Origin of the sequence: Pseudomonas mendocina (genome assembly GCF_003008615.1) — a bacterium.
GTDB classification, from domain to species: Bacteria; Pseudomonadota; Gammaproteobacteria; order Pseudomonadales; family Pseudomonadaceae; genus Aquipseudomonas; species Aquipseudomonas mendocina_C.
Window position 1 is genome coordinate 3281442 of record NZ_CP027657.1, and the last position, 23392, is coordinate 3304833.

Sequence of the window (23392 nt, forward strand, 5' to 3'; positions counted from 1 at the left end):
GGGGTAAAAAAAGCCCGTCACGAGGACGGGCCGAAGGTGCCGTAACACATAGGAGTCAATCGGTTAACAATGCCGCTGGGTGCTTACAGGATCGACAGCGGATAGTTGAAGATCAGGCGGTTCTCGTGCAGATCGACGCCCACGTCGCGGCGCACGTCGGAGTTACGCCAGCGGATGCTCAGGTTCTTCAGCGAGCCTTCCTGGATGGTGTAGGCCAGCTCGGATTCGCGGCCCCACTCTTCGGCATCGGTACGGCCGCCGGTGTGGATGTTGGAGCCACTGACGTAACGGTTCATCAGGGTCAGGCCCGGAATGCCGAGGCCGGCGAAGTTGTAGTCATGGCGAATCTGCCAGGAGCGTTCTTCCGGGTTGTCGTAGCTGTTGGTGAAACCGTCGTTGACCAGGGTGCCGCCGCTGGCGCCGTCGATACGCATGAACTTGGTATCACCACTGAGCTTCTGGTAAGCGACCATGAAGGTATTGTTGCCGGTCTTGGCGGTGAGTGCGCCCTGGTAGACCTTGTTGTCCAGCTTGCCGGCCTTGGCCGCGCCTTCTTCCTTGCCGTTGACGTAGCCGAGGTTGGCGCCCAGCACCCAGTCGCCGACCGGTTGGCTATGGGTCAGTTGCACGTAGCTCTGCTTGTAGACGTCTTCCAGGCGTGCGTGCCAGACGCCAACCATGGTGTTGTTGCCGTTGAAGCGGTATTCACCACCGGCGAAGTTGAAGTCATCACCCTCTACGCCACCGAAGGACATCTCTTCGCGGCTGGCATCGTTACGCTGGCTGTTCTTCCAGAACTGACCGCCGTACAGGGTCAGGCCGTCGATCTCGTTGGAGGTCAGTTGTGCGCCCTGGAAGGTTTGCGGCAGCGAGCGGCCATCGTCGGCACGCAGGATCGGCAGCACGGCGAACCACTCACCGACCTTCAGCTCGGTCTTGGACAGCTTGGCCTTGGCCGCGACAGCGGTGCGACCGAAGTCATCGGCCTGACGGCCATCGTCATGTACCGGCAGCAGTTGGCTGCCCGGGGTGCCACGACCACCGTCGAGTTTCACCGAGTACAGGCCGAGCACATCGAGGCCGAAGCCGACGGTGCCTTCGGTGTAGCCGGAACGGGCATCGAGAATGAAGCTCTGTGTCCAGGCGGAGGCTTGGCCCTGGCCACCCTGGGTCTGGTTGAGGAAGTTGCGGTTGAAGTAGTAATTGCGCAGGCCGAGGGTGACCTTGGCATCTTCGACGAAGCCGGCGGCGTGGACGCTGCCGACAGGCAGAGCGGCGATGACGGACAGGGCCAGGGCGCTGGGCAGCAGGCGAGTGATGGTGGTTTTCATTGTTTTTCTTCCTGTGTTGTCGTTTTTCAGGGTGCACGACCCCCTCTGCGCAGGCAGATACGCAAAAAGAGGGGGGCGCCGCCGGATTTACCGGCGGGAGTGCTTCAGGCCTGGATCAGGGCTGGGCGATGCCGACCGAGTCCGGGGAGATTTCGATGGCCTTGGCCTTGTACATCGACCAGGCGGTAACCGACTGCCAGCGCTTGAGGAAGGCTTCGGCTTCTGCACCGCTGAGGTTCAGGCTCTGCGCACCGAAGTTCTTCAAAAAGCCCTGGAACTCGTCGTTACCCACGGCCTTGGCGTAGGCGTCGACCAGCTTCTGCTTGACGTCATCCGGCGTGTCCTTGTGCACGAAGGCGCCCCAGAACGGGCCCCACGGCAGGTACTCGGCGATGGCTGGCAGATCCTTGGTGATCGGCTGTACGCCCGGCAGCTCCGGGGTTTCCTCGGTGGCGAACACAGCCAGGGCTTTGAGCTTGCCGCTGCGTACCAGCTCACGGGCTGCTGCCAGGCTCAACGGCATGAAGTCGATGTGCTTGCCCATCAGTGCGGTGATGCCGGGGCCGTCGCCGCCGAAGGTCACTTCACGCACTTTCAGCTCGTCCACCGCGTTGATCATCGCGCTGACGGTGCTCGGCAGGCCGCCGGCGCCGGTGGAACCCATGCGCAGGGTGTCCGGGTTGGCCTTGGCCGCGGCCAGCAGCTCGCCCATGGTGTTGAACGGCGCGTCGGCGTTGGCGGCGATCACCACCACGTTCTGGCCGATGATGTTGACCGGGTAGAAGTCGGAGTAGTCGAAGTCGGCCAGTTTCAGCACTTTGTACAGCTGCGGGTTCTCGGCGCCGAGCAGGATGGCGTAGCCGTTGGGGCGCTGCTGCATGACGTAGGAGCTGCCGATCACGGCGGTGCCGCCCGGACGGTTGTTGAGGATGAACTTGCCGCCCAGTTCTTTCTCCACGTACGGAGTCAGGCTGCGCATCACGTTATCGGTGGCACCACCGGCACCCCAGGGGATGACCGCCTGGATGCTGCGCTCGGGGTATTCGGCATGGGCTGGCAGGGCCATGGTCAGCGCACTAAGGCCGAAGGCGGCGCCGGTCAGAAGGGATTTGAACATCTGGACTCTCCATCGCTTGTTGTTGTGAGCCCCTGTCGAGGTCGGGGCACACCTTTATGATCCTGTCCACGATCCGTTGCGCGTCTTCCCGCCGAGGCAGGTTGCAGCCCGTGGGGTCGTGAACAGGCGCGTCTTGCCTCGTTGTCAGCCGCGCGCGGAGGCGGGGCTGAACTTGCTCTTGATCTTCTTCAGCAGTGGCGTATTGCCCAGCAGGATCAGCACCACGGCGCTGGTCAGGATCAGCGACAGCGGGCTGGTGACCAGTCCCTGCAGCAACTCCACCGGGTTGTCACCGGCCGAGGACATGGCCTGGCGGTACGAGGTGTCCATCAGCGGGCCGAGGATGGCGCCGAGGATGATCGGACCCATCTGGAAACCGAATATCTTCAGGATGTAGCCGAGCAGGCCGAAGCCGAGCATCCAGTACACCTCGGTCATGCTGCTGTTGATCGAGTAGGTGCCGACCACGCAGAGCACCAGGATCAGCGGGATCAGCACAGCCTTGGGCATCTCGACGAACTTGGCGAAGAGCTTGATGCCCATCAGGCCGAAGATCAGCAGGAAGATGTTGGCCAGCAGCAGGTTGCCTACGGTGAAGTAGAAGATGTGCGGGTTTTCCACCATCAGCATCGGGCCGGGGTTCAGGCCGTGGATCACCAGTGCACCGATGATCACTGCGGTCACCGCGTCACCCGGCATGCCGAGGGTCAGCATCGGCACATAGGCACCACCGACGGCTGCGCTGTTGGCGGTTTCCGGGGCTACCAGGCCTTCATAGGCGCCCTGGCCGAACGGCTTGGTCGGATTCTTCACGGTGCGCTTGGCATGGTCGTAGGCCATCAGTGCGGCGATGTCGCCGCCGACGCCTGGCAGTACGCCGACCAGTACGCCGATGATCGAGGTGCGGATCGACAGCGGCAGGAACTTCAGCATCATGGCGAAGGAGGGAATGATCTTGTCTACGACCTGGCGGGTCACCGGAGTTTCCAGGTTGTGCAACTGGTAGAACAGCTCGGCGACGCCGAACAGGCCGATCATCAGCACCACATAATGAATGCCGCCCATCAGCTCGACCTGACCGAGGGTGAAGCGACCTTCGGCGGTCACCGGATCCATGCCCACCAGACCGATCACCGCGCCCAGCGCGGCGGCGAAGATGCCCTTGGCCAGCGAACCTTCGGCGAGGCTGCCGACCAGCAGCAGGCCGATGGCGGCCACCAGGAAGTAGTCGCGCGGGGCGAACTTCAGCGCCAGGTCACCGATCACCGGGGCCGCGCTGGCCAGTACGATGGTGCCGACGATGCCGCCGACCACCGACATTACGGTAGTCAGTCCAATGGCACGTCCTGCTTCGCCCTGCTGCGCCAGCGGGTAGCCGTCGAACGACGTCGCAACCGAAGAGGGGCCTCCAGGGATGTTCAGTAGGATGGCGCTGCGGGAGCCACCATAGACACCGCCGATGAAGATGCCGACGATCAGCGCCAGGGCATCGTTGACGTCCCAGGAGAAGGTGAAGGACACCAGAATGGACACCGCCATGGTCACCGACAGGCCCGGAATGGCGCCGATATAGATACCGGCGAAGGTGCCCAGCGCCGTCAGCATCAACAGCTGCGGGTCAGTCCATGCCATCAGCAGGTAGGAAAAGTTGTCGCTCATCTCGGGTGCCTCGTTATGGCAGGTAAACGCTGAAAGCCAGGGTGAACAGCAGGTAGATGACTGCCAGCAGCATCGCTGCCGCCAGTACCGCGCCCGCGACCCTGCCATTGCGCAGGTAGACGATCGAAAGCACCAGGAACACGAAGGTGCTGACGTAGAAGCTGGCCCACTGAATGGCTGCCAGGTAGATCACGGCCAGTCCGAGGAAAATCAGGGTACGTCTCGGAAAATGCTCTTTGGCGAACAGGCGAGCCGAGTCCAGCCAGCCGTTGCTGTCGGGCTTGGCCTTGCCGATCAGCTCTAAGCCGATCTTGATCACCGAGAGCAGCATGATCAGGCCGACACCTAACGGGAAGGCGCCTGGCGAGTTGACCGAGGAAAAACCGGCAATGTCGTAGGCCAGGTAGAGGATGGCCAGGGTGAAGACCAGCAGCATTGCGCAAAAGGTGCGCTCGCCGACCAGCATTTTTTCTGTCTTGTTCATTGTCGCTCCGACAGGTGAGGAAACCGACGGGTCAGTGTCGTCGTCAGGCCGCGCGAGCGGACTGCAATCGTGGGGTCAGGATGGAGACGAGGTACGACCAGAGGCTGAGGTGTTCGCTGTCGGTGCGGGTCGCCAGCATGGGCAGGGCGATGGGCGACAGGGATGACCAGTCATCGAGCAGGGGGCTGGATGGGGGGCAGGCAGCGACCTCATGAGGTGCTGGAGTTGCCGGGGCACGCAGGTGCTTGGGCTGTGGCATGACAATCGACCTTCTTATATTTATTGGCTGCTGAAATGTTCGACGCGCAATGGCACCAGGCAAAAGTGCGCGTCGTCTCAGGCGTGGTCGGAATAGTGAGCCGACCCTCCCCGCCATTTCAATTCGTTAAACGGAGTTCTGTTCGATAACCGAACAAGAACGAACCGGTTAGTACATTTGCGCTGGCATCGCAGTATGTCGTGTCTAGGGTCATGCTTCCAGAGGTTGGCGCAGGTTGCTGGCTCGCTTCTGCGCGGCTTTGTCTCTTAGAATCGGCGCAAAATTTTCAGGAACACCTCATGGCCGGCAGTCAGATCGAACGCGCGCTCAGCCTTATCGAAAGCCTTACCCGCGAGCCCGGCGGCATGCCCATGCAAAGCCTGGCCGACGAGTTGGCGATTCCCAAGAGCGCCACGCACCGCATGCTCGCCGAGCTGATTCGCCTGGGCTACGTGCGCCAGGATCCGCAGACCAGCCGCTATCGCCTGTCCACCAAACTGGTGGCGCTGGGCTTTCGCTACCTGGCCAGCAGCGGTGCCGATGTGGTGCAGCCAATTCTCGACCGGTTGGCTGAGCGCAGCGGTGAGCTGGTGCGCCTTGGCGTGATCGAGGGCGAGCGGCAGACCTGGATCGCCAAGAGCCAGGGTGCCCGTTCCGGCCTGCGCTACGACCCGGACATGGGGCGCGAGGCGCCGCTGTTCTATACCGCCTCCGGGCATGCCTGGCTGGCCAGCATGAACGACGCCGATGCACTGGCGTTGGTGGAGCGCCAGGGCATTGCCGATCCTGCCGAGTTTGGCCCCAATGCGCCGCGCGATGAGCAGGAGCTGTTGCAGCGCCTGGCCCTGGCTCGCCAGCAGGGCTATGCCTGGGTCATGGAGAGCTCGTCGCTGGGTACGGCGGCGTTGGCTGCCGTGGTGCGTGATCCGCGCGATGCTCGGGTGATCGGTGTGCTCAGTATCGCCGGGCCGAGCGCTCGTCTGCCGCTTGCGCGCATTCACGAGCTGGCGGCAGAGCTGCTGGCCGCCGCTGCAGAACTCTCCGCGGCGAGCCCTGCCTCCGAGTTGTTCGCCTGATCGGCTAGAAGCGACACGCCCATGGCCACGTAATCGTAGGAGCGGCTTCAGCCACGAAGCACGGTGATTCGCGGCTGAAGCCGCTCCTACGGCCTGTCGAATCCGATTCCTTTGCCGGTTTCGGTGCGCACGGCGCACCCTACGACGTTTCCGTACCGCGCGAAACTTCTCTGCATTTTCGTCTTGCGTAAAATTTGGAACTGAGTTCTAAATATTAAAAGACGTGCGCCAGGGTCATCCGGCGTGCCCGCGCGAGAACGACAACAAGAGGATCACCGCGTGACTTCCCCCTTGCGTATTGCCCTGATCGGCGCCGGTGTCATGGGCCGACAGCATCATCAGCACTTGCAGGCTCTCGACGAAGCGCAACTGTGCGCCATTGCCGATCCTGGCCCGCAGGCCGCCGACTTCGCCGCTGAGTGTGGTGTGCCATATTTCGCCGATCACCAGCAGATGCTGGAGCAGGCCAGGCCCGAGGCGGTGATCGTCGCCAACCCCAATGCGCTGCATGTCAGCACGGCACTGGACTGCATCGCTGCCGGCGTACCGGTGCTCTTGGAAAAACCGGTTGGCGTGCACCTGGACGAGGTGCGTGAGCTGGTTGCCGCCAGTGAACGCAGTGGTGTGCCGGTGCTGGTCGGTCATCATCGTCGGCACAATCCATTGATCGCCCGTGCCCGCGAGCTGCTCGAGCAGGGCGCGCTGGGTCGGCTGACCACAGTGACCGCGCTGTGGCAGCTGCAGAAACCCGACAGTTACTACGACATTCCCTGGCGCCGCGAAGCCGGGGCTGGAATGCTGCTGACCAACCTGATCCATGATCTCGACCTGCTGCGTCATCTGTGCGGTGAGGTGCGTCAGGTGCAGGCGATCACCAGCAACGGCGTGCGCGGTTTCGCCAACGAGGACAGCGCCGCTGTGCTGCTGCAGTTCGAAGGCGGCGCGCTGGGCAGCCTGACCGGCTCCGATGCGGTCGCCGCGCCCTGGAGCTGGGAGCTGGACTCGGGCGAAAACCCGGTCTACCCGCGCCAGGCCGACCAGCCCTGCTACCTGCTCGCCGGCACTCGTGGCGCCTTGAGCATTCCCCAGCTCAAACGCTGGCATTACGCCGAGGGCGGCGCCGGTTGGCACCAGCCACTGTTACAGGTGCAGGAGCAATTCGGCGCCGGTGAAGCGCTGCTTCGGCAGTTGCAGCATTTCGTCCAGGTTGCCCGTGGCCAGGTTAAGCCGCTGGTCAGCGCTGCCGATGCCGGTCGTACCCTGGCATTGGTCGAAGCTATTCGTCAGGCGGCCGAGAGCGGCCAGGCCTGTAACCCTCAAATCATCTGAGAGGGCGTCTACAAATTGCTGCGCTCGGCCATGCTGCGTTGAAAGCAGTCTCAAAATGCTCATGTACTACTCGTACACTCCGCTTTTTCGACTGCTTTCGCCTTGCTTGACCTTCGCTCGCTGCTTTGTAAACACCCTCTAAACACGAGAATCATCATGAGCGAACGTATTCTGTCCCTGGCTGCCCTGACCGTACTCGAAGTGTCGCCGCCGGAAATGGTCGAGGTGGCCGCACGCGCCGGTTACAGTCACGTGGGGCTGCGCCTGGTGCCGGCTACGGCCGAGGAACATCACTTCCCGCTGATGGCCGATGCCGGCCTGCGCGCACAGACCCTCAAGCGTCTGAGCGATACCGGGATCAAGGTGGCGGATATCGAGATCCTGCGTTTGAAGCCGGAAACCCGGGTCAGCGATTTCGCGGCCATTTTCGAGGTGGGCGCCGAGTTCGGCGCGACTGACGTACTGATCGCCGGTAATGACCCGGATGAAGCGCGTCTGACCGAGAACTTCGCAGCAGTCTGCGATCTGGCTGCGCCGTTCGGTCTGTTTCCGCATCTGGAGTTCATGCCTTGGACCGATGCGCGTGATCTGACCCAGGCCAAGCGCATCGTCGAGGCGGCCAATCGCCCCAATGGCTGCATTCTGGTCGATGCCTTCCACTTCGACCGCTCCGGATCGAGCCTGGCAGAGCTGGCACAGATACCGGCAGAACGCATGCGCTACGCGCAATTGTGTGACGTCAATGGCCCGCGCCCGGACGACATGGACGAGATCCTGCGCCAGGCGCGCAATGAGCGGCGCTTCCCTGGCGATGGCGACAGCGACCTGCTCGGGCTGCTGCGCACCTTGCCGCCGACCATTGCCCTGAGCCTGGAGATTCCGACCCGGCAGTTGCTCGAGCAGGGTGTCAGTGCGCTGGATCGTGCGCAGATGGCCATGGACAAGACGCTGCGGTTGCTGGGACAGGTATAGCGTCTCGATGCCGTCCGTCACCCGCGGGTCAGATACTGTCACGCGGGTCATAGGCGGCAAGATAGGGAGATCTGTATAGTTAGCTACCTATCTATGGTTCGGCGGTTTGTCCGCATCCCGAGTACTCAATGAGCTCCACACCGCTATCCGGCGTCAATCATCCGCTCAAGGGCATTGGTTTGATGGTGCTGGCGACCTTCCTGTTCGCCAGCCATGACGCGATTTCCAAGTACCTGTCCGGCTTCTACCCGATCATCCTGATCGTCTGGGTACGCTACGTCGTGCACACCCTGCTCATGGCGAGCATCTTCCTGCCGCAATCCGGCTTGCGCGTGCTGCGTACCAAGCGGCCTGGTCTGCAGGTGCTGAGGGCATTGTGTCTGCTTTCCGTCAGCCTGCTGTTCACCACGGGCCTGATGTTCATGCCGTTGGCCGAAGCGACGTCGGTGATCTTCCTGGCTCCCTTGCTGGTGACTGCCCTGTCTGTGCCGCTGCTGGGCGAGAAGGTCAGTGTGGGGCAGTGGATTGCGGTGATCGTCGGCTTCATCGGGGTGATGATCATCGTTCACCCCGGTGGCGACCTGTTCACTCCGGCGGTGTTGTTGCCGCTGAGCGCTGCGTTCTGCTTCAGCCTCTATCAGATACTGACCCGGCGCCTGAGCACTGTGGACAGCGCCACCACCAGCAACTTTTTCGCAGGCCTGGTCAACACCCTGGTGATGAGCCTGCTGGTGCCGTTCTTCTGGCAGGTGCCGAGCCTGACGCATGGCCTGATGATGCTGGCCCTGGGCGGTTGCGGGATGGCAGCGCATCTGTTGCTGACCCATTCCTTCCGCTACGCGGCGCCGGCGATGCTGGCTCCGTTCGGCTATGTACAGATCGTGTTCGCTGGTCTGCTTGGCCTACTGGTGTTCGGTCACATGCCTGATGCCGTTGCGCTGGTCGGTATCGCGATCATATGCCTCAGCGGTTTGGCGGCAGTCTGGACGCAGCGCAAGGGCTGAGTCGGCAAAAAAGAAAAGGCCCATCAAGGGCCTTTTCTCATTCTGCGGGAGGCTAACTTAGTGAGCCGCTTCGCTCATTCCTTTCAGGCGCTCTGCATTGTATTTGGCCTTGTCCATCAGCTTGGCGTCTGGTTTGCCGAGATCGGCCATCGGCACCCGATAGGTTTCCGGGGCGATATAGGCAGCGATGGCGCACAGGCAGGTGATGCCGAAAGCCATGCTGCCGATCACCATTGGGATGTTGTCCGAGCCGGGTGGTGCCATCAGGGCGAACAGTGCTGGCAGCATGGCGGTGAGCATGGTGCCGATGTTCTGCGCGATGGCCATCGCTGATACGCGGTAGCGGGTCTGGAACAGCTCCGGGTAGAAGCTTGGGAACACCGCGTTATAACCCTGGTAGACCACGCCCCACATCAGCAGCGACATGACGAAGGCCAATGGCACGTTGGCGATGCTGATCGCATACAGGTAGCCGAAGGCCAGCAGCCCGGAACCCAGGGCGCCGGTGATCATGGTCGGGCGACGACCGATCTTGTCCGACAGGTTGCCGACGAAGGGGATCACCAGCACTGCGACAATGTTGCCGACCACCGGAATCCACAGGTACACGCTCTTGTCGAAACCGATTCCGTAAGCCGGTTGTACGGCGTAGGCGGCGCCGAAGATGGTGGCGACGACCGGGATGGTGTTCATCAGCGCCATCACCATGACCAGGAACATGTTCTTCCAGCTGTTGGTGAAGGCTTCGGCGATCGGCGACTTGGCGATCTTCTGCTTGCTCTCTTCGTTGACGAAGGCAGGGGTCTCGTGGACTTCGCGACGAATGATGAAGCCAGCCAGCAATACGAAGGCGCTGAGCAGGAACGGAATACGCCAGCCCCAGTCGTTGAAGGCCTCGCTCGGCATGAAGTAGGCCAGCGGCAGGAACACTGCAGCAGCGAGAACCTGACCAGCCTGAACGCCCTGCAGGGTAAAGCTGGCGTAGAAACCTCGTCGTCCGAAGGGGGCATGTTCGAGAATCATCGAACTGGCACCGGAGATTTCCCCGGCAACCGCGAAGCCCTGAATCAGGCGCAGTACCACCAGCAGTGCGGGTGCCAGCAGGCCGATGTCGTGATAGGTCGGCAGCAGGCCAACGGCCATGGTCGAAATACCCATCAGGAACATGCACAGCAGCAGCACGTTCTTGCGGCCGCGGGTGTCACCCCAGTGACCGAGCACGAAAGCGCCTACCGGGCGGGCCAGGTAGCCGACGCCGTAGGTGGCCAATGAGGCGACGATGGCCATTTTCGGATCGGTGTTGGGGAAGAATATCTGCGGGAAGATCAGCGCCGCCGCCTGGGCGTAGATGAAGAAATCGTAGTACTCGAGAGCGGAACCGACCCAGCCACTGGCGGTCGCTTTCTTGGCTTGTGATGACGATGAGTTGGCCATCGTTGTCTCCATTGTTGTTGTTAGGTGGCCGGACGCACGCTCCCTCCAGGCCAGGCCTGAGTGGAACGCGAGCACGCGACTACGACGGGGCTCAGGCAGAGCGACCCGGCGAACGCCGTCCGGTGGTGTTTGGGTGTAGGAACGTCAGGTCAGAGAGGCGAAGTGCGAATCGCGCTCGGTCGGGGAGCTGCGGCAGGTCGGCAGGGAGATTGGCGAGCGATCAGGTAGAGAGTCGTGATCATGGGGTGGTTACCCGTTTGAAATTGTTATGCTGTGATACTTGGTTACGATTGCAGGTTTGCTTGAGCGAGTAGTCTTGAGGAAACTGCCCGGTTGGCTGATTGCAACGTTGGTTCATGCTGCGCTTCTGGTCGAAAAGGCGTCAATCGCGAAAATCGGCCTTGTGTTCGTTAATCGAACACAATACTAACCAGTTCGTACATTTTGAATTGCTGGGCTACAGTGGCGGGCGAATAATCATCGTCACCACGAAAGCAGGGCGCACCGCCCGTTTTGCGTGCCGGGGCGAATGACCTCACTACCCCGCGGGTTGCTCGATCCAATTCAAAAACGTGCTGGCTGACGAGCCGGTGCGAACAATAAGGAATACAAGCATGCAGCGCTCAATTGCCACCGTTTCCCTTAGCGGTACCCTGCCCGAGAAACTCGAAGCCATCGCCGCGGCCGGTTTCGACGGCGTGGAAATCTTCGAGAACGATCTGCTCTATTACGACGGCAGCCCTACCGAGATTCGCAAGCGCTGCGCCGACCTTGGCATCGCCATCACCCTGTTCCAGCCGTTCCGCGACTTCGAAGGCTGCCGCCGCGACCGCCTGCAGCGCAATATCGACCGCGCCGAGCGCAAGTTCGATCTGATGCAGGAACTGGGCACCGACCTGGTGCTGGTGTGCAGCAACGTCGCTGCCGACTCGCTGGGCGACGAGGAAATTCTTGTCGACGACCTGCGCCTGCTGGGCGAACGCGCCGGTGCGCGCGGCCTGCGTATCGGTTACGAAGCGCTGGCCTGGGGCCGTCACGTCAACACCTATCAGCAGGTGTGGAACCTGGTACGTCAGGCTGACCACCCGGCTGTCGGGGTGATTCTCGACAGTTTCCATACCTTGTCGCTCAAGGGCGACCCGAGTGCCATCGCCGAGATTCCTGGCGACAAGATCTTCTTCGTGCAAATGGCCGATGCGCCGATTTTGGCCATGGACGTGCTGGAGTGGAGTCGCCATTTCCGCTGCTTCCCGGGGCAGGGCGAGTTCGACCTGGCCGGTTTCCTCGCGCCTATCCTGCGCACCGGCTATCGCGGGCCGCTATCGCTGGAAATCTTCAACGACGGCTTCCGCGCCGCGCCACCACGGCAGAACGCTGCCGACGGTTTGCGTTCGTTGCTCTATCTGGAAGAGAAAACCCACAAGCGCCTGCAGAAAGAGGGGCATGCGATCGAGCCGGGCGTGCTGTTCACCCCGCCTGCGGCGCATCCCTACGGTGGCATCGAGTTCCTTGAATTCGCTGTCGATGAGGCGGTTGGTGCACGCCTGGCCGGTTGGCTGGAGCGTCTGGGCTTCGCTCACGCCGGTCAGCACCGCTCCAAGGATGTCAGCCTGCTGCGTCAGGGCGATATCAACATCGTGCTCAATGCTGAACCTTATTCTTTCGCGCACAACTTCTTCGCGTCCCATGGCCCGTCACTGTGCGCCACGGCATTGCGGGTGAAAGATGGCGCCGATGCGTTGCAGCGTGCCTGCGATTATCGCGGCCAGCCCTATCGTGGCCTGGTCGGCCCGAACGAGCGCGAGGTGCCCGCCGTACGCGCTCCGGACGGCAGTCTGATTTACCTGGTGGAGCAGGCCGGCGAGGGCCAGACCATCTATGACACCGACTTCAGCCTGAACCCGGCCGCTACGGCCACGGGTAGCCTGCAGCGCATCGACCACATGGCCCTGGCATTGCCGGCCGACTCGCTGGACAGCTGGGTGCTGTTCTACAAGAGCCTGCTGGACTTCGAGGCCGACGACGAAGTGGTGCTGCCCGACCCCTACGGCCTGGTGAAAAGTCGCGCGATCCGTAGCCGTTGCAGCTCGATCCGCCTGCCGCTGAACATCTCGGAGAACCGCAACACGGCCATTGCCCATGCGCTGTCCAGCTATCAAGGCTCCGGCGTGCACCACATCGCGTTTTCCTGCGAGGACATCTTCGCCGAAGTGGCGCGGGCCAAGGAAGCTGGTGTACCGCTGCTGGAAATCCCGCTGAACTATTACGACGACCTGGCGGCACGCTTCGATTTCGACGACGAGTTCCTCAGCGAGCTGGCCTATTACAACGTGTTGTACGACCGTGACGCCCAGGGCGGCGAGCTGTTCCACGTCTACACCGAGCCGTTCGAGGAGCGCTTCTTCTTCGAAATCATTCAGCGCAAGAATGGTTATGTCGGCTACGGCGCGGCCAACGTCGCGGTGCGCCTGGCGGCCATGGCCAAGGCGCGCACTGGTTCGGTGAAGAAGCCGAGACTCTGACCGTGAGGCGGCGGTGCCCCGACAGGGCGCCGCTGCCCAGAGGCTGTACGGCCTGCCATAATTCGTTCCATCCATACCTATAAAAAAGATCATTGCCGTATGACTGAAGCAGCCGTAGGCATTGCCTCCGCTCCCCCAGAAGCGGTGCGCAAGGCGCGCAAGAACAACCCTGAAAAGACCCGCGAGAGCATTCTCCAGGCCGCTATCACCGAGTTCGTCCAGCAGGGCCTCTCGGGCGCGCGGGTGGATGCCATTGCCGAGCGTACCGCGACCTCGAAGCGGATGATCTATTACTACTTCGGGAGCAAGGAACAGCTCTATCTCGAAGTCCTGATCAAGCTTTACGGCGATATTCGCGGCACCGAGAGCCGGCTCGATCTGGCTTCGCTGCCTCCGGCCCTGGCGATCCGTCGGCTGGTGGAATTCACCTTCGACCACCATGACCGCAACGTCGACTTCGTGCGCATCGTCAGCATCGAGAACATCCACTACGGCGAGTACGTCAAACAGTCGCCAGCCATCCGCCAGATGAGCAACGTGGTGCTCGACACCCTCGGCAAGACCATTCGCCGCGGCGAGGAAGAAGGCGTGTTTCGCGCCAATATCGATGTGCTGGACGTGCATCTGCTGATGAGCTCGTTCTGTTTCTACCGCGTATCGAACCGGCATACCTTCGGGCATATCTTTGCCATCGATTTTCAGGATGATGAGACCAAAAGGCGGCACAAGGAGATGATCTGCGAGGCCGTGCTTCGGTTCGTGCAGCGTTAGTTCGCGCTTCTCCACGAAAGCCCCTGATACCTCGGTGTCAGGGGCTTTTTCATGGCTCAGGGCTGTGCGATACCGACCGACTCCGGCGAGATGGCCACGGCCTTGGCCTTGTACATCGACCAGGTGGTGACCGACTGCCAGCGCTTGAGGAAGGCGTCAGCTTCGGCGCCGTGGATATTCAGGGGCTTGGCGCCGAAATTCTTCAGGAACGCCTGGTAGTCATCGCTTGCCACCGCATTGGCGTAAGCCTTGACCAGCGTCTGCTTGATTTCGTCCGGGGTGTCCTTGTGGACGAACACACCATAGAACGGTCCCCATGGCAGGTACTGCGCCAGATCCGGCAAGGTCTTGGTGATCGGTTCTACGCCCGGCAGCTCCGGCATTTCCTCGCTGGCGAACACGGCCAGGGCGCGGAACTTGCCCGAGGCGACCATCTCCTTGCTGGCGGCGAAGGACAGCGGGGTGAAGTCGATGTGGCCGCCAAGCAGGGCGCTGACGATCGGGCCTTCGCCCTGGAAATTCACTTCACGGACTTTCAGGTCTTCCACGGCGCGGAACATCGAGAAGACGGTGTTCTGCAGCGCGCCGACGCCGGTACTGCCCATGCGGATATTGCCGTCGCCCTGGCGGATGGCGTTGAGCAGGTCGTCCATGGTTTGCCATGGGCTGTCAGCCAGCACGGCGATCAGCACGCTGTTCTGGGCGATGATGTTGACCGGATAGAAGGCGCTGTAGTCGAAGTCGGCCAGGCCCATTACCTGATACAGCTGTGGGTTTTCCGCGCCCAGCAGCAGGGTATAGCCGTTGGGTCGCTGCTGTTTGACGTAGCTGCCACCGATCAGCGCGGTGCCGCCTGGACGGTTGGTGATGACCAGCTTGGTATCGAGTTCTTTCTCGACGTGGGCGCTCAGGCTGCGCATCACGTTGTCGGTGGCGCCCCCGGCGCCCCATGGGACGACGGCCTGGATACTGCGTTCGGGGTAGGCGGCGTGAGCCGGTAAGGCCAGGGTGAGAGCGCTGAGTCCGAGAGCGGCGCCGGTCAGTAGGGATTTGAGCATGTGGATGTTCTCCATCGGTTGTTGTTGTTGTTGTTGTGAACCCCTGTTCAGGCCGGGGTGTACCTTGTCTTGCAGGTGAGTCGAGAGCAGGCGAGGCGCCTGGTTACAGCGCCTGAACCTCTTGTTGTGTTGGGGCGGTGTGGGCTGTGTGGCGCGATGTGCTGTCACCGGCCAGGGCCAGGCCGGCGAGGTAGCCGAAGGTCATGGCCGGCCCGAGGGTGATGCCGCCACTGGGGTAATGGCCGGCCATTACGCTGTTCATGTCGTTGCCTACGGCGAACAGACCGGTGATGGGCTGTCCGCTCGCATCCAGAACACATGCATCGGCATCGGTGCGCAGACCGGCGAAGGTGCCCAGGCTGCCGGGGTGCAGTTTCACCGCATAAAGGCGCCCGCGCAGGGCGCGCAGTGACGGGGTGGGCTGCTGCAGTACCTCGCCCTGGGCGCGGTTGTAAGTAGAGCGGCCGCGCTGGAAGTCAGGGTCTTCCCCCAGGCTGGCGAAGCGGTTGAAGCGCTCCAGCGTGGCTAGCAGCGCAGGTGCATCGATGGCGCAGCGGGCCGCGAGTTCGGCGGCGTTGGCGCCACTGTGCAGGTAGCCACGACGCTGATAGTAGCCATCGCTGAATGGCAGCGGCTTGGCCCAGCCAATGCCGTAGCGCCAACGCGCCCTGGCGTCGCAGATCAGCCAGGCCTCGATGGGCTCGCCAGCGGGCGTGGCTTCGATCAGCGCGTTCATGAAGTCGTGGTAGCAGTCGGCCTCGTTGGTGAAGCGCTTGCCATCACGGCGCACGGCGATGAAGCCCGGTTTGGCTCGGTCGACCAAGTGCGGGAAGTTGCCGACGCTGCCATCGCGACGTGGCACGCGCGAGACCGGTGCCCAGGCGCCGGCATGCGCCAGGTCAGCGGCGACCACGGCCCCTACCGCTTCGCCCAGACGCAAGCCATCGCCACTGTTTTCCAGTGGGGCGGCGCTGTGATGTTCGGTACCCGTGGGGGCGTGCGTGATCAGTTGGGCGATGCGCTGGCGGTCATGCGGAAAACCGCCGCAGGCCAGCACCACACCGCGGTGCGCATTGACCAGCAGTTCGCCCTGCACCTGTTGCAGCACGGCGCCGTAGACCCGGCCGTTGGCGTGCAGCAGGTGGCGAGCGGGGCTGGCGGTGAGCAGTTCGACCTGCCGATCCAGGGCGCTGCGCAGCAGGCGCGCCACCAGCGCGTTGCCGTTGACCAGTTGCATGCCGCGACCCTGCAGCAGGCAGTCGTGCAGATGACGCAGTAAACGGCCGGCCACATGCAAGGCGGCGCGTGGCGAGCGACGGACGTTGAAGAAGGCGGCCATGTCGGCACCGCCGGCGATGCCCATGCCGAACAGGCTGACAATATCCAGCGGGGCGCGCATCCGTTTCAGGGCATCGCCGAGTAGCCGGCCATCGAAAGGCTGGGCACATAACGAGCGGCCGCCGGTTGCCGCGCCATCGCCGTCGCGCATGTCCGGCATGCGGCTGCCGGAGTAGAACTGCACGGCAGTACGGTTCTGGAAGAACTCGACCATTTCCGGGCCGCGTTGCAGGTAGGCCTGCTGCAGCGCGTCGAGTCGCTGGCAATGGGTCTGCTCGCGCAGGTAGCGCTCTGGCGCATCGCCTTCTTCGAACAGGCCTTCAGCCTTGGCCAACGGGTTGCGCGGTATCCACAGCCAGCCACCGGACCAGGCGCTGGTGCCGCCAAGCTGTTCGGCCTTTTCCGCCACCACCACGCTCAAACCGTGCTCTGCCGCGGTCACAGCTGCCGCCAGCCCGGCTGCGCCGGAGCCGATCACCAGCACGTCACAGTCGAGCGTACGCGTAGCCTGCTTGGTCTTGTCGTTTTGCATGGGCGAGCGAGTCCTGCGCAGGCGCCGTGGCGCCTGCGTTTGTAGGGGGTACGGAGCTAGGTCAGGTCACTGCAGGGGCGAGAACCCGGTCGGTCGCAGGATGCGCGACTCCAGGGTGACGACCGCATCCAGTTCCTTGTTCTTGCGGCCGAAGGCGGCCCAACGCGGGTCGGCGGCCATGGCGGCGCGGCGCTTGCTGCGATCGTCGAGGCTGTCGTAGGCCCAGATGTGCACCACCTGGTTGGCTTCACCGAACTCGGTGGTGAAGAAACCGACGAGTTGGCCCAGGTGCTCGGTCTGCACGGCCAGCGCATCGCTCTGATACAGCGCCAGCCAATCGGCCATGCGGGTGGGCTTGAGGGTGTAGGTGCGCATTTCGTAGAACATGAATTACTCCTTGGACGTCTTGGTGGCCGAGGCGAGGCGCTCGGCGATGTGGGTGGCGGCGATGTAGCCGAAGGTCAGGCCCGGTCCGAGGGTGATGCCGGGACCGGGGTAGGTGCCGTCCATGATCGAGTTCATGTCGTTGCCGCCGGCGTACAGGCCTTCGATGGGCTTGCCGTGGCTGTCCAGCACATTGGCGAAACGGTCGGTGCGCAGGCCGCGCGCCGAGCCCAGGTCGCCGGTGTGGATGGCGATGGCGTAGAACGGGCCACGTTCCAGCGGTGCCAGGCATGGGTTCGGACGGCGGGCCGGGTCGCCCATGTAGCGGTTGTAGCTGTTGCCGCCTTTTTCGAACGCACGGTCGACGCCTTCGCGAGCGTCATTGTTGTAGCGCTCCAGGGTCTGGCGCAGGGCGAGCGGGTTAAGGCCAATGGTCTGCGCCAGTTGCTCGATGGTCTTGCCCTGCTTGAGGTAGCCGGAGGCAACCAGCGCGCTGTTGTCCACCGGGCTCGGCCGAGCCAGGCCCATGCCATAGCTGTTCATCGCGGTGGCATCGCAGATCAGCCAGCAACGGGTGTTGCCCGTGGCGAACATGGTCTGCACGAAATGGTGGTAGGAGTTGGACTCGTTGACGAAACGCTGGGCGGCCTGGTTGACGGCAATCACGCCCGGCTTGGCGCGGTCGGTCACCAGATGCGGGAAGCGCTCGCGCTCGCCGTTGGCATGCACGGCCTCGGAAACCGGGGCCCAGAAGAAATTTGCCGCCAGGCCCTCGCCGACTGCGGCATTGGCCGCTGCGCTCAGGCGCAGGCCGTCGCCTATGTTGCTGGATGGCGACATGGTCAGGTGCGGATCGGGGCTGGGCGGGCGGAAGTTGGCGGCCATGGCGCTGGCGGCAAAACCGCCCATGGCGCAGACCACGCCGCCGCGCGAGCGAACGTCCAGCGTACGGCCGTCGCGGGTGATGCGGGCGCCGCGCACCGCGCCGTCCTCGATGATCAGCTCTTGCGCGTGGCTGTCCAGCCACAGCTCCACGCCATTGGCGAACGCGGTCGTCGCCAGGCGTGCGATCAGGGCATTGCCCGTGGTCAGGCGAGTACCGCGCGGGTGGTGCAGGCGATCCAACGCGTAGCGGCTCATCAGTTTGATGCAGTGCCACAGCGAGGCGGGCGAGCGACGGAAGCTGAGAAAATGCTGGATGTCGACGCGGTTCACCATCATGCCGCCGAACAGCAGCATGCCCGGTGGCGGCATGCGCAGCTTGGCGAAGTGCTCACCCAGGCGATTACCGTCGTATTCATCGATTTCCAGTGCGCGGCCGCGCTCGGTACCACCGGGGGCATCGGGGTAATAATCCGGCGAATGCGGACGCAGGCTGTAGCTCAACTCGGTGTTGGCATGCAACCAGCGCATCGCCTCATGGCCACGCTCGATGAAGGCGTCGATTAGTTCTGCGTCGTAGCCGGCGCCGATCACATGCTGCAGGTAGCGGCGCATCGCCTCGGCGCTGTCCTTGGCTCCAGCGGCCTTGGCCTGGTCGGTGCCATAGACCCATACGGCGCCACCGGAAATCGCCGAGGTGCCACCGAAGGTGGAGGCCTTCTCCACGATCAGCACCTTGAGGCCACGGCAGGCAGCGGTGGTGGCGGCGGCAAAACCGGCGGCGCCGCTGCCCAGCACGATCAAGTCGTAGACCTGCACGTTGCTTGCAGTGGTTTGAGTTGCGGCAGTTTGAATGGCAGCGTTCATCCCGTTCTCCTCACAGAACCAGCGCGGTCGCGCCCATGAAGTGGCCGAGGTTGCCGGCTTGTGCCAGGGCCATCTGCGGACCGGTCTGAATGCTGCAACCACGGGCTTTGGCCAGGGCCAGCAGGGGTGTGATTTCCGGGGCCGTCACCACATCGGCGACGTGTGCGCTGGCTGGCAGGCTCTGTAGCAAGGCTTGCGGTAGCGGCAACTCGCCGCTGTCGCCCATGCCCACCGGGGAGGCGTTGGCGATCAGGTCGAACGCGCTCAGGCTGTCGACTCGGGTGCTGACCGGCAGCTCGGGGAAGGCGCTGCGCAGCAGTTGCGCCAGCGCCTCTACGCGCTCATGGCTGACGTCGGACAGGGTCAGGGCAGAGACACCGGCCTGGCACAGCGAATATGCGATGGCGCTGCCGACGCCGCCGGCACCGATGACCAGCGCACGTTTGCCCTTGGCATCGAAACCCTGCTGGCGGCCGGCGTTGATGAAGCCTTCACCATCGACGTTGTCGCCGATCAGGCGGCCGTCAGACTCGCGGCGAATCACGTTGACCGAGCGCAGGGCGCTGGCGCGCTCGCTGAGTTCGTCGAGGTGCTCGACCACCTGCTGCTTGTAGGGAATGGTCACCACGCAACCGCGCAGGTTCTGCCAGCCGCGCAGGGTATCGATGAAGGAGGACAGTGCCTGGGCGCTGATGTCGATTGGCAGCATCACCCGGTTCAGGGCGTTGCCTTCGAACCAGCGATTGAAGTTTTCCGGGGATTTGACCTGGGCGATGGGGGAGCCGACGATCGCGACCAGTTCTGTAGAGCCGTTGACCATGAGAGGTGCCTGCGTATTGGAGTTGTTGTTGGGCTGCATGGTGCGGCGAGCGGTGCACCCTCACAACGCGGCAGATCGAGGTTTTGGTTGTTTATCGCAGTGTCAGTGCGATAATCGCAGCGTTTGCATGAATCGAGGTCGATATGAAGAGTCCGGCGATCCATCCGCGTGATCTGATTGCTGGGCTGCAGAAGGGCCTGGCGCTGATGCAGCTGTTCAGCGTGGAGACGCCACGGCTGACGGTGCCGGATGCTGCACGGCGCTGCGAGATGACCAGCAGTGCGACGCGGCGCTTTTTGCTGACGCTGGTGCACGAGGGCTTCGCCGAGACGGATGGGCGCCATTACTGGCTGACGGCCAAGGCCTTGCGTATTGGCCAGGCGTACGTGGATTCGGCGCAATTGCCGCTGATGCTGCGGCCGATCGTCGAGCAGGTGGCGCGTACAACCGGTGAGCACATCTCGGTTGGCGTGCGTGACGGGGACGATATCGTGCACATCGTGCGCAGCCGCTACAGCCATATTTCGTCGCTGTCGATTCGCCCCGGGGCGCGCATGCCGCTTTATTGCACGGCCAGTGGGCGGATATGGCTGGCCAACTTGCCGGCAGAGGAACTCGATCAGTATCTGCAGCGTACCGAGCTGCGCAACCTCACGCCTTACACTCAAACCGACCCCGAGCAATTTCGTGAAGAACTGCAGAGGATCAACCGCCAGGGCTACTGCACGGTGGACGGGGAATATGAGGTGGGGATGCGCGTTCTGGGGGTGCCGTTACGGGATCGCAAGGGCGAACTCAAGGCGGCGATGGCGCTGACGACCCACGCATCTCGGATGGCGATCGACGAGATGCGCCAGCGTTATCTCACCCCGTTATACGAGGCGCAGGCGCTGCTGAAGCCGGTTCTCGGCTAGCAGGCTGGCCGCCGTCAGGTAGCCCGCCGGAGAGGGTAGTGGGGCGCTCGGTGCGCCCCACGCGTGCAGCAAGCTCAGCGGAAGCTGGCGAAGTGCGCCTGCATGCGTTCGGCATCGGCTGGGCGATCGCTGAACAGCTCGAACGCCTTCACTGCCTGAAACACCGCCATGTTGCCGCCGTCCAGAGTGCGGCAACCCAGTGCGCGGGCGTGGCGCAGCAGCTCGGTTTCCAGTGGGAAGTAGATGATCTCGGCGACCCACAACCCAGCGTGTAGCAACTCCACCGGCAACGGTGTGCCGGGCAGTTTGGCCATGCCCACCGGCGTGGTGTTGACCAGGCCGTCGGCTGCCGCCACTTCGGTAGCCATGTCGGTGCCTGCCACGGCGCGCTCGCTGCCGAAATGTGCGTTGAGGTTGTCGGCCAGGGCCTGGGCGCGGCCAGGTTCCACTTCGAAGATGCTCAGGTGTTCGACGCCTTCGCTGAGCAAGGCGTGCGCCACTGCGGCGCCTGCGCCGCCTGCGCCCATCTGTACCACGCGGCGGCGGCTCACATCAGGCAGGCCGCGGCGGAAGCCCTCGGCGAAGCCCAGGCAGTCGGTGTTGTGGCCGACGCGTTTGCCGTCCTTGAGCACCACGGTGTTCACCGCGCCGATACCACGTGCTTCGTCCGACAGTTCATCGAGCAGCGGGATGATCGCCTGCTTGGCCGGGAAGGTGATGTTGAGGCCGGTAAAACCCATGGTCTGCGCTGCCTGAAGCAGTTCAGGCAGGGCGTCGATATCGCGCCCAAGCTGGTCGAGGTCGATCAGGCGATAGAGATAGCGCAGGCCCTGTGCATCGCCTTCCTGCTCGTGCAGGGCTGGAGTGCGGGAGGCCTGAATGCCTTTGCCGATGAGGCCGGCAAGAATGCCGCTGGTAACCGAGGACATGGTCTTAACCCTTGAGCGATTGAGCGAAGTGCTGCAGGCCGAGGCGGTAGCCATGGCTGCCGAGGCCGCAGATGACGCCGACGGCGATCGGCGAGACGAAGGAGTGATGACGGAACGGCTCGCGCTTGTGCACGTTGGACAGGTGCACTTCGATCACCGGCAGCTCGCTGGCCACCAGAGCGTCACGAATCGCCACCGAGGTGTGCGTCCAGGCCGCTGGGTTGATCAGGATGCCGGCGCAGCGACCGCGTGCACCGTGGATCCAGTCGAGCAGCTCGCCTTCGTGGTTGGTCTGGCGAAATTCGATCTTCAGACCGCATTCAGCAGCGGTATCGGCGCACAGTTGGGAGATGTCGGCGAGGGTTTCATGGCCGTAGGTGGCCGGCTCGCGGGTACCAAGCAGATTGAGGTTGGGGCCGTTGAGCACCAGGATGCAGGGCGTCATGAGGGCTTCTCTTGTTGTTGTGACGAACTGCCGAGAAAAATGTACTAACTGGTTAATTCAGTCAATTGATGCGCCATTGGCTCTAGAGCGCCGAACCGCCCCTGCAAGCCTCGTTAGAGGCTCCGGAGTCAGGTGGTATGCGGGTTTTGCGGGGATTTGCAGGCGGGAAACAGGCGGGTGAAAGTGGGCGATTACCGGCTACTTGTGTTCGCCAAGCTCACTGGCTGTTGCTGGCCATCGCGACTTGGTTGCGGCCGCCATGCTTGGCCAGGTAGAGGCCTTCGTCGGCCTTGACCACCAGGCTCAGCGGGTCGCCCTCTGGTGACGGTTTGATGGTGGCGATACCGATACTGACGCTGATCGACGAGCCCGCCTTTGGCAGGTCGTGAGGGATGCCCATGGCCTCCACTTCACGGCGGATCTTCTCGGCCTGCAGGCGTGCACCACCGGCGGCGGTTCCGGGCATGATCACCGCGAATTCCTCACCGCCATAGCGAGCGGCCAGATCCGAGGCGCGCGTACAGCTAGAGCGCAATGCCTCGCCGACGCGGCGCAGCACCTGGTCGCCGGCAACGTGGCCATGCTGGTCGTTATAGGCCTTGAAGTAGTCGACATCGATCATCAGCAGGGCCAGCTCGTTCTGATCGCGTAGCGCGCGGCTCCACTCGATTTCCAGGTATTCGTCGAAGTAACGGCGATTGGCCAGGCCGGTCAGTCCGTCGGACTTGATCAGGCGTTGCAGCACCAGGTTGGTGTCGAGCAACTGCTGCTGGCTTTCGCGCAGGGCGCGGTAAGCCTCGTCGCGTTGCAGCATGGTCAGGTAGGAACGCGAGTGATAACGGATGCGCGCCAGCAGCTCGATCACGTCCGGCAGTTTGACCAGATAGTCGTTGGCGCCTGCGGTGAAGGCTGCGCTCTTGACCTTGGGGTCTTCCTTGGTCGACAGCACGATGATCGGTACGTCCTTCAGCCCAGGTGCTGCGCGGTACAGCGAGAGCAGTTCGAGGCCGTCGACACCAGGCATGATCAGATCCTGCAGGATCACCGTCGGCTTGATCTGCTGCGCCACGCTCAGCGCCTGATTTGGATCGGAGCAGAAGTGGAAGTCGATGTCGCTCTCTTCGCTCAGGGCGCGCCGCACGGCTTCACCGATCATGGCCTGATCGTCGACCAGTAGCACCATCATGGAATAGTCGGGCAGACCGAGATAGTGATTGGAGTTCCCGTTAGGCCGCTGCATGTGTGCATCTCCGCCGTTGTTTTGG

Annotated in this window: 21 protein-coding genes; 7 read left to right on the forward strand and 14 right to left on the reverse strand. The window is 63.0% G+C overall.

What is annotated here, in order from left to right:
• Positions 1-83: 83 nt before the first annotated feature.
• The 5 genes from C7A17_RS15315 to C7A17_RS26790 all read right to left on the reverse strand — a co-directional run bounded on the left by C7A17_RS15315 (position 84) and on the right by C7A17_RS26790 (position 4850).
• Positions 84-1331: an OprD family porin gene (locus tag C7A17_RS15315; protein WP_106738823.1), complete on the reverse strand. Its 1248-nt coding sequence runs from the start codon at positions 1329-1331 to the stop codon at positions 84-86.
• A 115-nt stretch (positions 1332-1446) separates the two neighbouring features.
• Positions 1447-2448 (reverse strand): tripartite tricarboxylate transporter substrate binding protein, encoded by a 1002-nt coding sequence (locus tag C7A17_RS15320; RefSeq protein WP_106738824.1) that lies wholly within the window; start codon positions 2446-2448, stop codon positions 1447-1449.
• 144 nt (positions 2449-2592) lie between these two features.
• Positions 2593-4107 carry a tripartite tricarboxylate transporter permease gene (locus tag C7A17_RS15325; protein ID WP_106738825.1) on the reverse strand — a complete coding sequence of 505 codons (1515 nt, stop codon included), beginning with the start codon at positions 4105-4107 and terminating at the stop codon, positions 2593-2595.
• A gap of 13 nt (positions 4108-4120) precedes the next feature.
• Positions 4121-4591 carry a tripartite tricarboxylate transporter TctB family protein gene (locus C7A17_RS15330; protein ID WP_106738826.1) on the reverse strand — a complete coding sequence of 157 codons (471 nt, stop codon included), beginning with the start codon at positions 4589-4591 and terminating at the stop codon, positions 4121-4123.
• 43 nt (positions 4592-4634) lie between these two features.
• The gene (locus C7A17_RS26790; RefSeq protein WP_158704671.1) at positions 4635-4850 is read right to left on the reverse strand and encodes a hypothetical protein; all 216 of its coding nucleotides are present in this window, start codon (positions 4848-4850) and stop codon (positions 4635-4637) included.
• Between the two features lie 299 nt (positions 4851-5149).
• On the opposite strand from C7A17_RS26790, the gene C7A17_RS15335 reads away from it, so the two are divergent.
• From C7A17_RS15335 to C7A17_RS15350, 4 genes are all read left to right on the forward strand, one after another.
• The gene (locus C7A17_RS15335; protein ID WP_106738827.1) at positions 5150-5926 is read left to right on the forward strand and encodes an IclR family transcriptional regulator; all 777 of its coding nucleotides are present in this window, start codon (positions 5150-5152) and stop codon (positions 5924-5926) included.
• A 279-nt stretch (positions 5927-6205) separates the two neighbouring features.
• Positions 6206-7255: a Gfo/Idh/MocA family protein gene (locus C7A17_RS15340; RefSeq protein WP_106738828.1), complete on the forward strand. Its 1050-nt coding sequence runs from the start codon at positions 6206-6208 to the stop codon at positions 7253-7255.
• Positions 7256-7411: 156 nt separating this feature from the next.
• Positions 7412-8227 (forward strand): sugar phosphate isomerase/epimerase family protein, encoded by an 816-nt coding sequence (locus C7A17_RS15345; protein WP_106738829.1) that lies wholly within the window; start codon positions 7412-7414, stop codon positions 8225-8227.
• Between the two features lie 128 nt (positions 8228-8355).
• The gene (locus tag C7A17_RS15350; protein ID WP_106738830.1) at positions 8356-9231 is read left to right on the forward strand and encodes a DMT family transporter; all 876 of its coding nucleotides are present in this window, start codon (positions 8356-8358) and stop codon (positions 9229-9231) included.
• Between the two features lie 57 nt (positions 9232-9288).
• Here the strand turns inward: C7A17_RS15350 and C7A17_RS15355 are convergent, their stop codons facing one another.
• Positions 9289-10665, reverse strand: a complete 1377-nt coding sequence (locus tag C7A17_RS15355; RefSeq protein WP_106738831.1) for an MFS transporter — start codon at positions 10663-10665, stop codon at positions 9289-9291.
• Positions 10666-11279: 614 nt separating this feature from the next.
• Between C7A17_RS15355 and quiC the strand changes: the two genes are divergently transcribed.
• Both quiC and C7A17_RS15365 read left to right on the forward strand, forming a co-directional pair.
• The gene (gene quiC, locus C7A17_RS15360) at positions 11280-13187 is read left to right on the forward strand and encodes a 3-dehydroshikimate dehydratase QuiC (protein WP_106738832.1); all 1908 of its coding nucleotides are present in this window, start codon (positions 11280-11282) and stop codon (positions 13185-13187) included.
• A gap of 99 nt (positions 13188-13286) precedes the next feature.
• Positions 13287-13958 carry a TetR/AcrR family transcriptional regulator gene (locus C7A17_RS15365; protein WP_106738833.1) on the forward strand — a complete coding sequence of 224 codons (672 nt, stop codon included), beginning with the start codon at positions 13287-13289 and terminating at the stop codon, positions 13956-13958.
• 56 nt (positions 13959-14014) lie between these two features.
• Here C7A17_RS15365 and C7A17_RS15370 read toward each other — a convergent pair whose 3' ends face one another.
• From C7A17_RS15370 to C7A17_RS15390, 5 genes are all read right to left on the reverse strand, one after another.
• Positions 14015-15016, reverse strand: a complete 1002-nt coding sequence (locus C7A17_RS15370) for a Bug family tripartite tricarboxylate transporter substrate binding protein (RefSeq protein WP_106738834.1) — start codon at positions 15014-15016, stop codon at positions 14015-14017.
• Positions 15017-15119: 103 nt separating this feature from the next.
• Positions 15120-16886, reverse strand: a complete 1767-nt coding sequence (locus C7A17_RS15375; RefSeq protein ID WP_106738835.1) for an FAD-dependent oxidoreductase — start codon at positions 16884-16886, stop codon at positions 15120-15122.
• Positions 16887-16952: 66 nt separating this feature from the next.
• Positions 16953-17273, reverse strand: a complete 321-nt coding sequence (locus C7A17_RS15380) for an NIPSNAP family protein (RefSeq protein ID WP_106738836.1) — start codon at positions 17271-17273, stop codon at positions 16953-16955.
• Positions 17274-17276: 3 nt separating this feature from the next.
• A complete protein-coding gene (locus C7A17_RS15385; RefSeq protein WP_106738837.1) occupies positions 17277-19019 on the reverse strand; it encodes an FAD-dependent oxidoreductase in 1743 nt (580 codons plus the stop codon).
• 10 nt (positions 19020-19029) lie between these two features.
• Positions 19030-19839, reverse strand: a complete 810-nt coding sequence (locus tag C7A17_RS15390) for a shikimate dehydrogenase family protein (protein WP_106742954.1) — start codon at positions 19837-19839, stop codon at positions 19030-19032.
• Positions 19840-19982: 143 nt separating this feature from the next.
• Here C7A17_RS15390 and C7A17_RS15395 point away from each other — a divergent pair, with 143 nt between their 5' ends.
• Positions 19983-20753, forward strand: coding sequence for an IclR family transcriptional regulator domain-containing protein (locus C7A17_RS15395; RefSeq protein WP_106738838.1), 771 nt, complete (start codon positions 19983-19985; stop codon positions 20751-20753).
• Positions 20754-20827: 74 nt separating this feature from the next.
• Here the strand turns inward: C7A17_RS15395 and C7A17_RS15400 are convergent, their stop codons facing one another.
• The 3 genes from C7A17_RS15400 to C7A17_RS15410 all read right to left on the reverse strand — a co-directional run bounded on the left by C7A17_RS15400 (position 20828) and on the right by C7A17_RS15410 (position 23367).
• Positions 20828-21682: a shikimate dehydrogenase gene (locus C7A17_RS15400; RefSeq protein ID WP_106738839.1), complete on the reverse strand. Its 855-nt coding sequence runs from the start codon at positions 21680-21682 to the stop codon at positions 20828-20830.
• 4 nt (positions 21683-21686) lie between these two features.
• Positions 21687-22127: a type II 3-dehydroquinate dehydratase gene (gene aroQ / locus C7A17_RS15405; RefSeq protein ID WP_106738840.1), complete on the reverse strand. Its 441-nt coding sequence runs from the start codon at positions 22125-22127 to the stop codon at positions 21687-21689.
• Positions 22128-22344: 217 nt separating this feature from the next.
• Positions 22345-23367, reverse strand: coding sequence for a response regulator (locus tag C7A17_RS15410; RefSeq protein WP_106738841.1), 1023 nt, complete (start codon positions 23365-23367; stop codon positions 22345-22347).
• Positions 23368-23392: the final 25 nt, after the last annotated feature.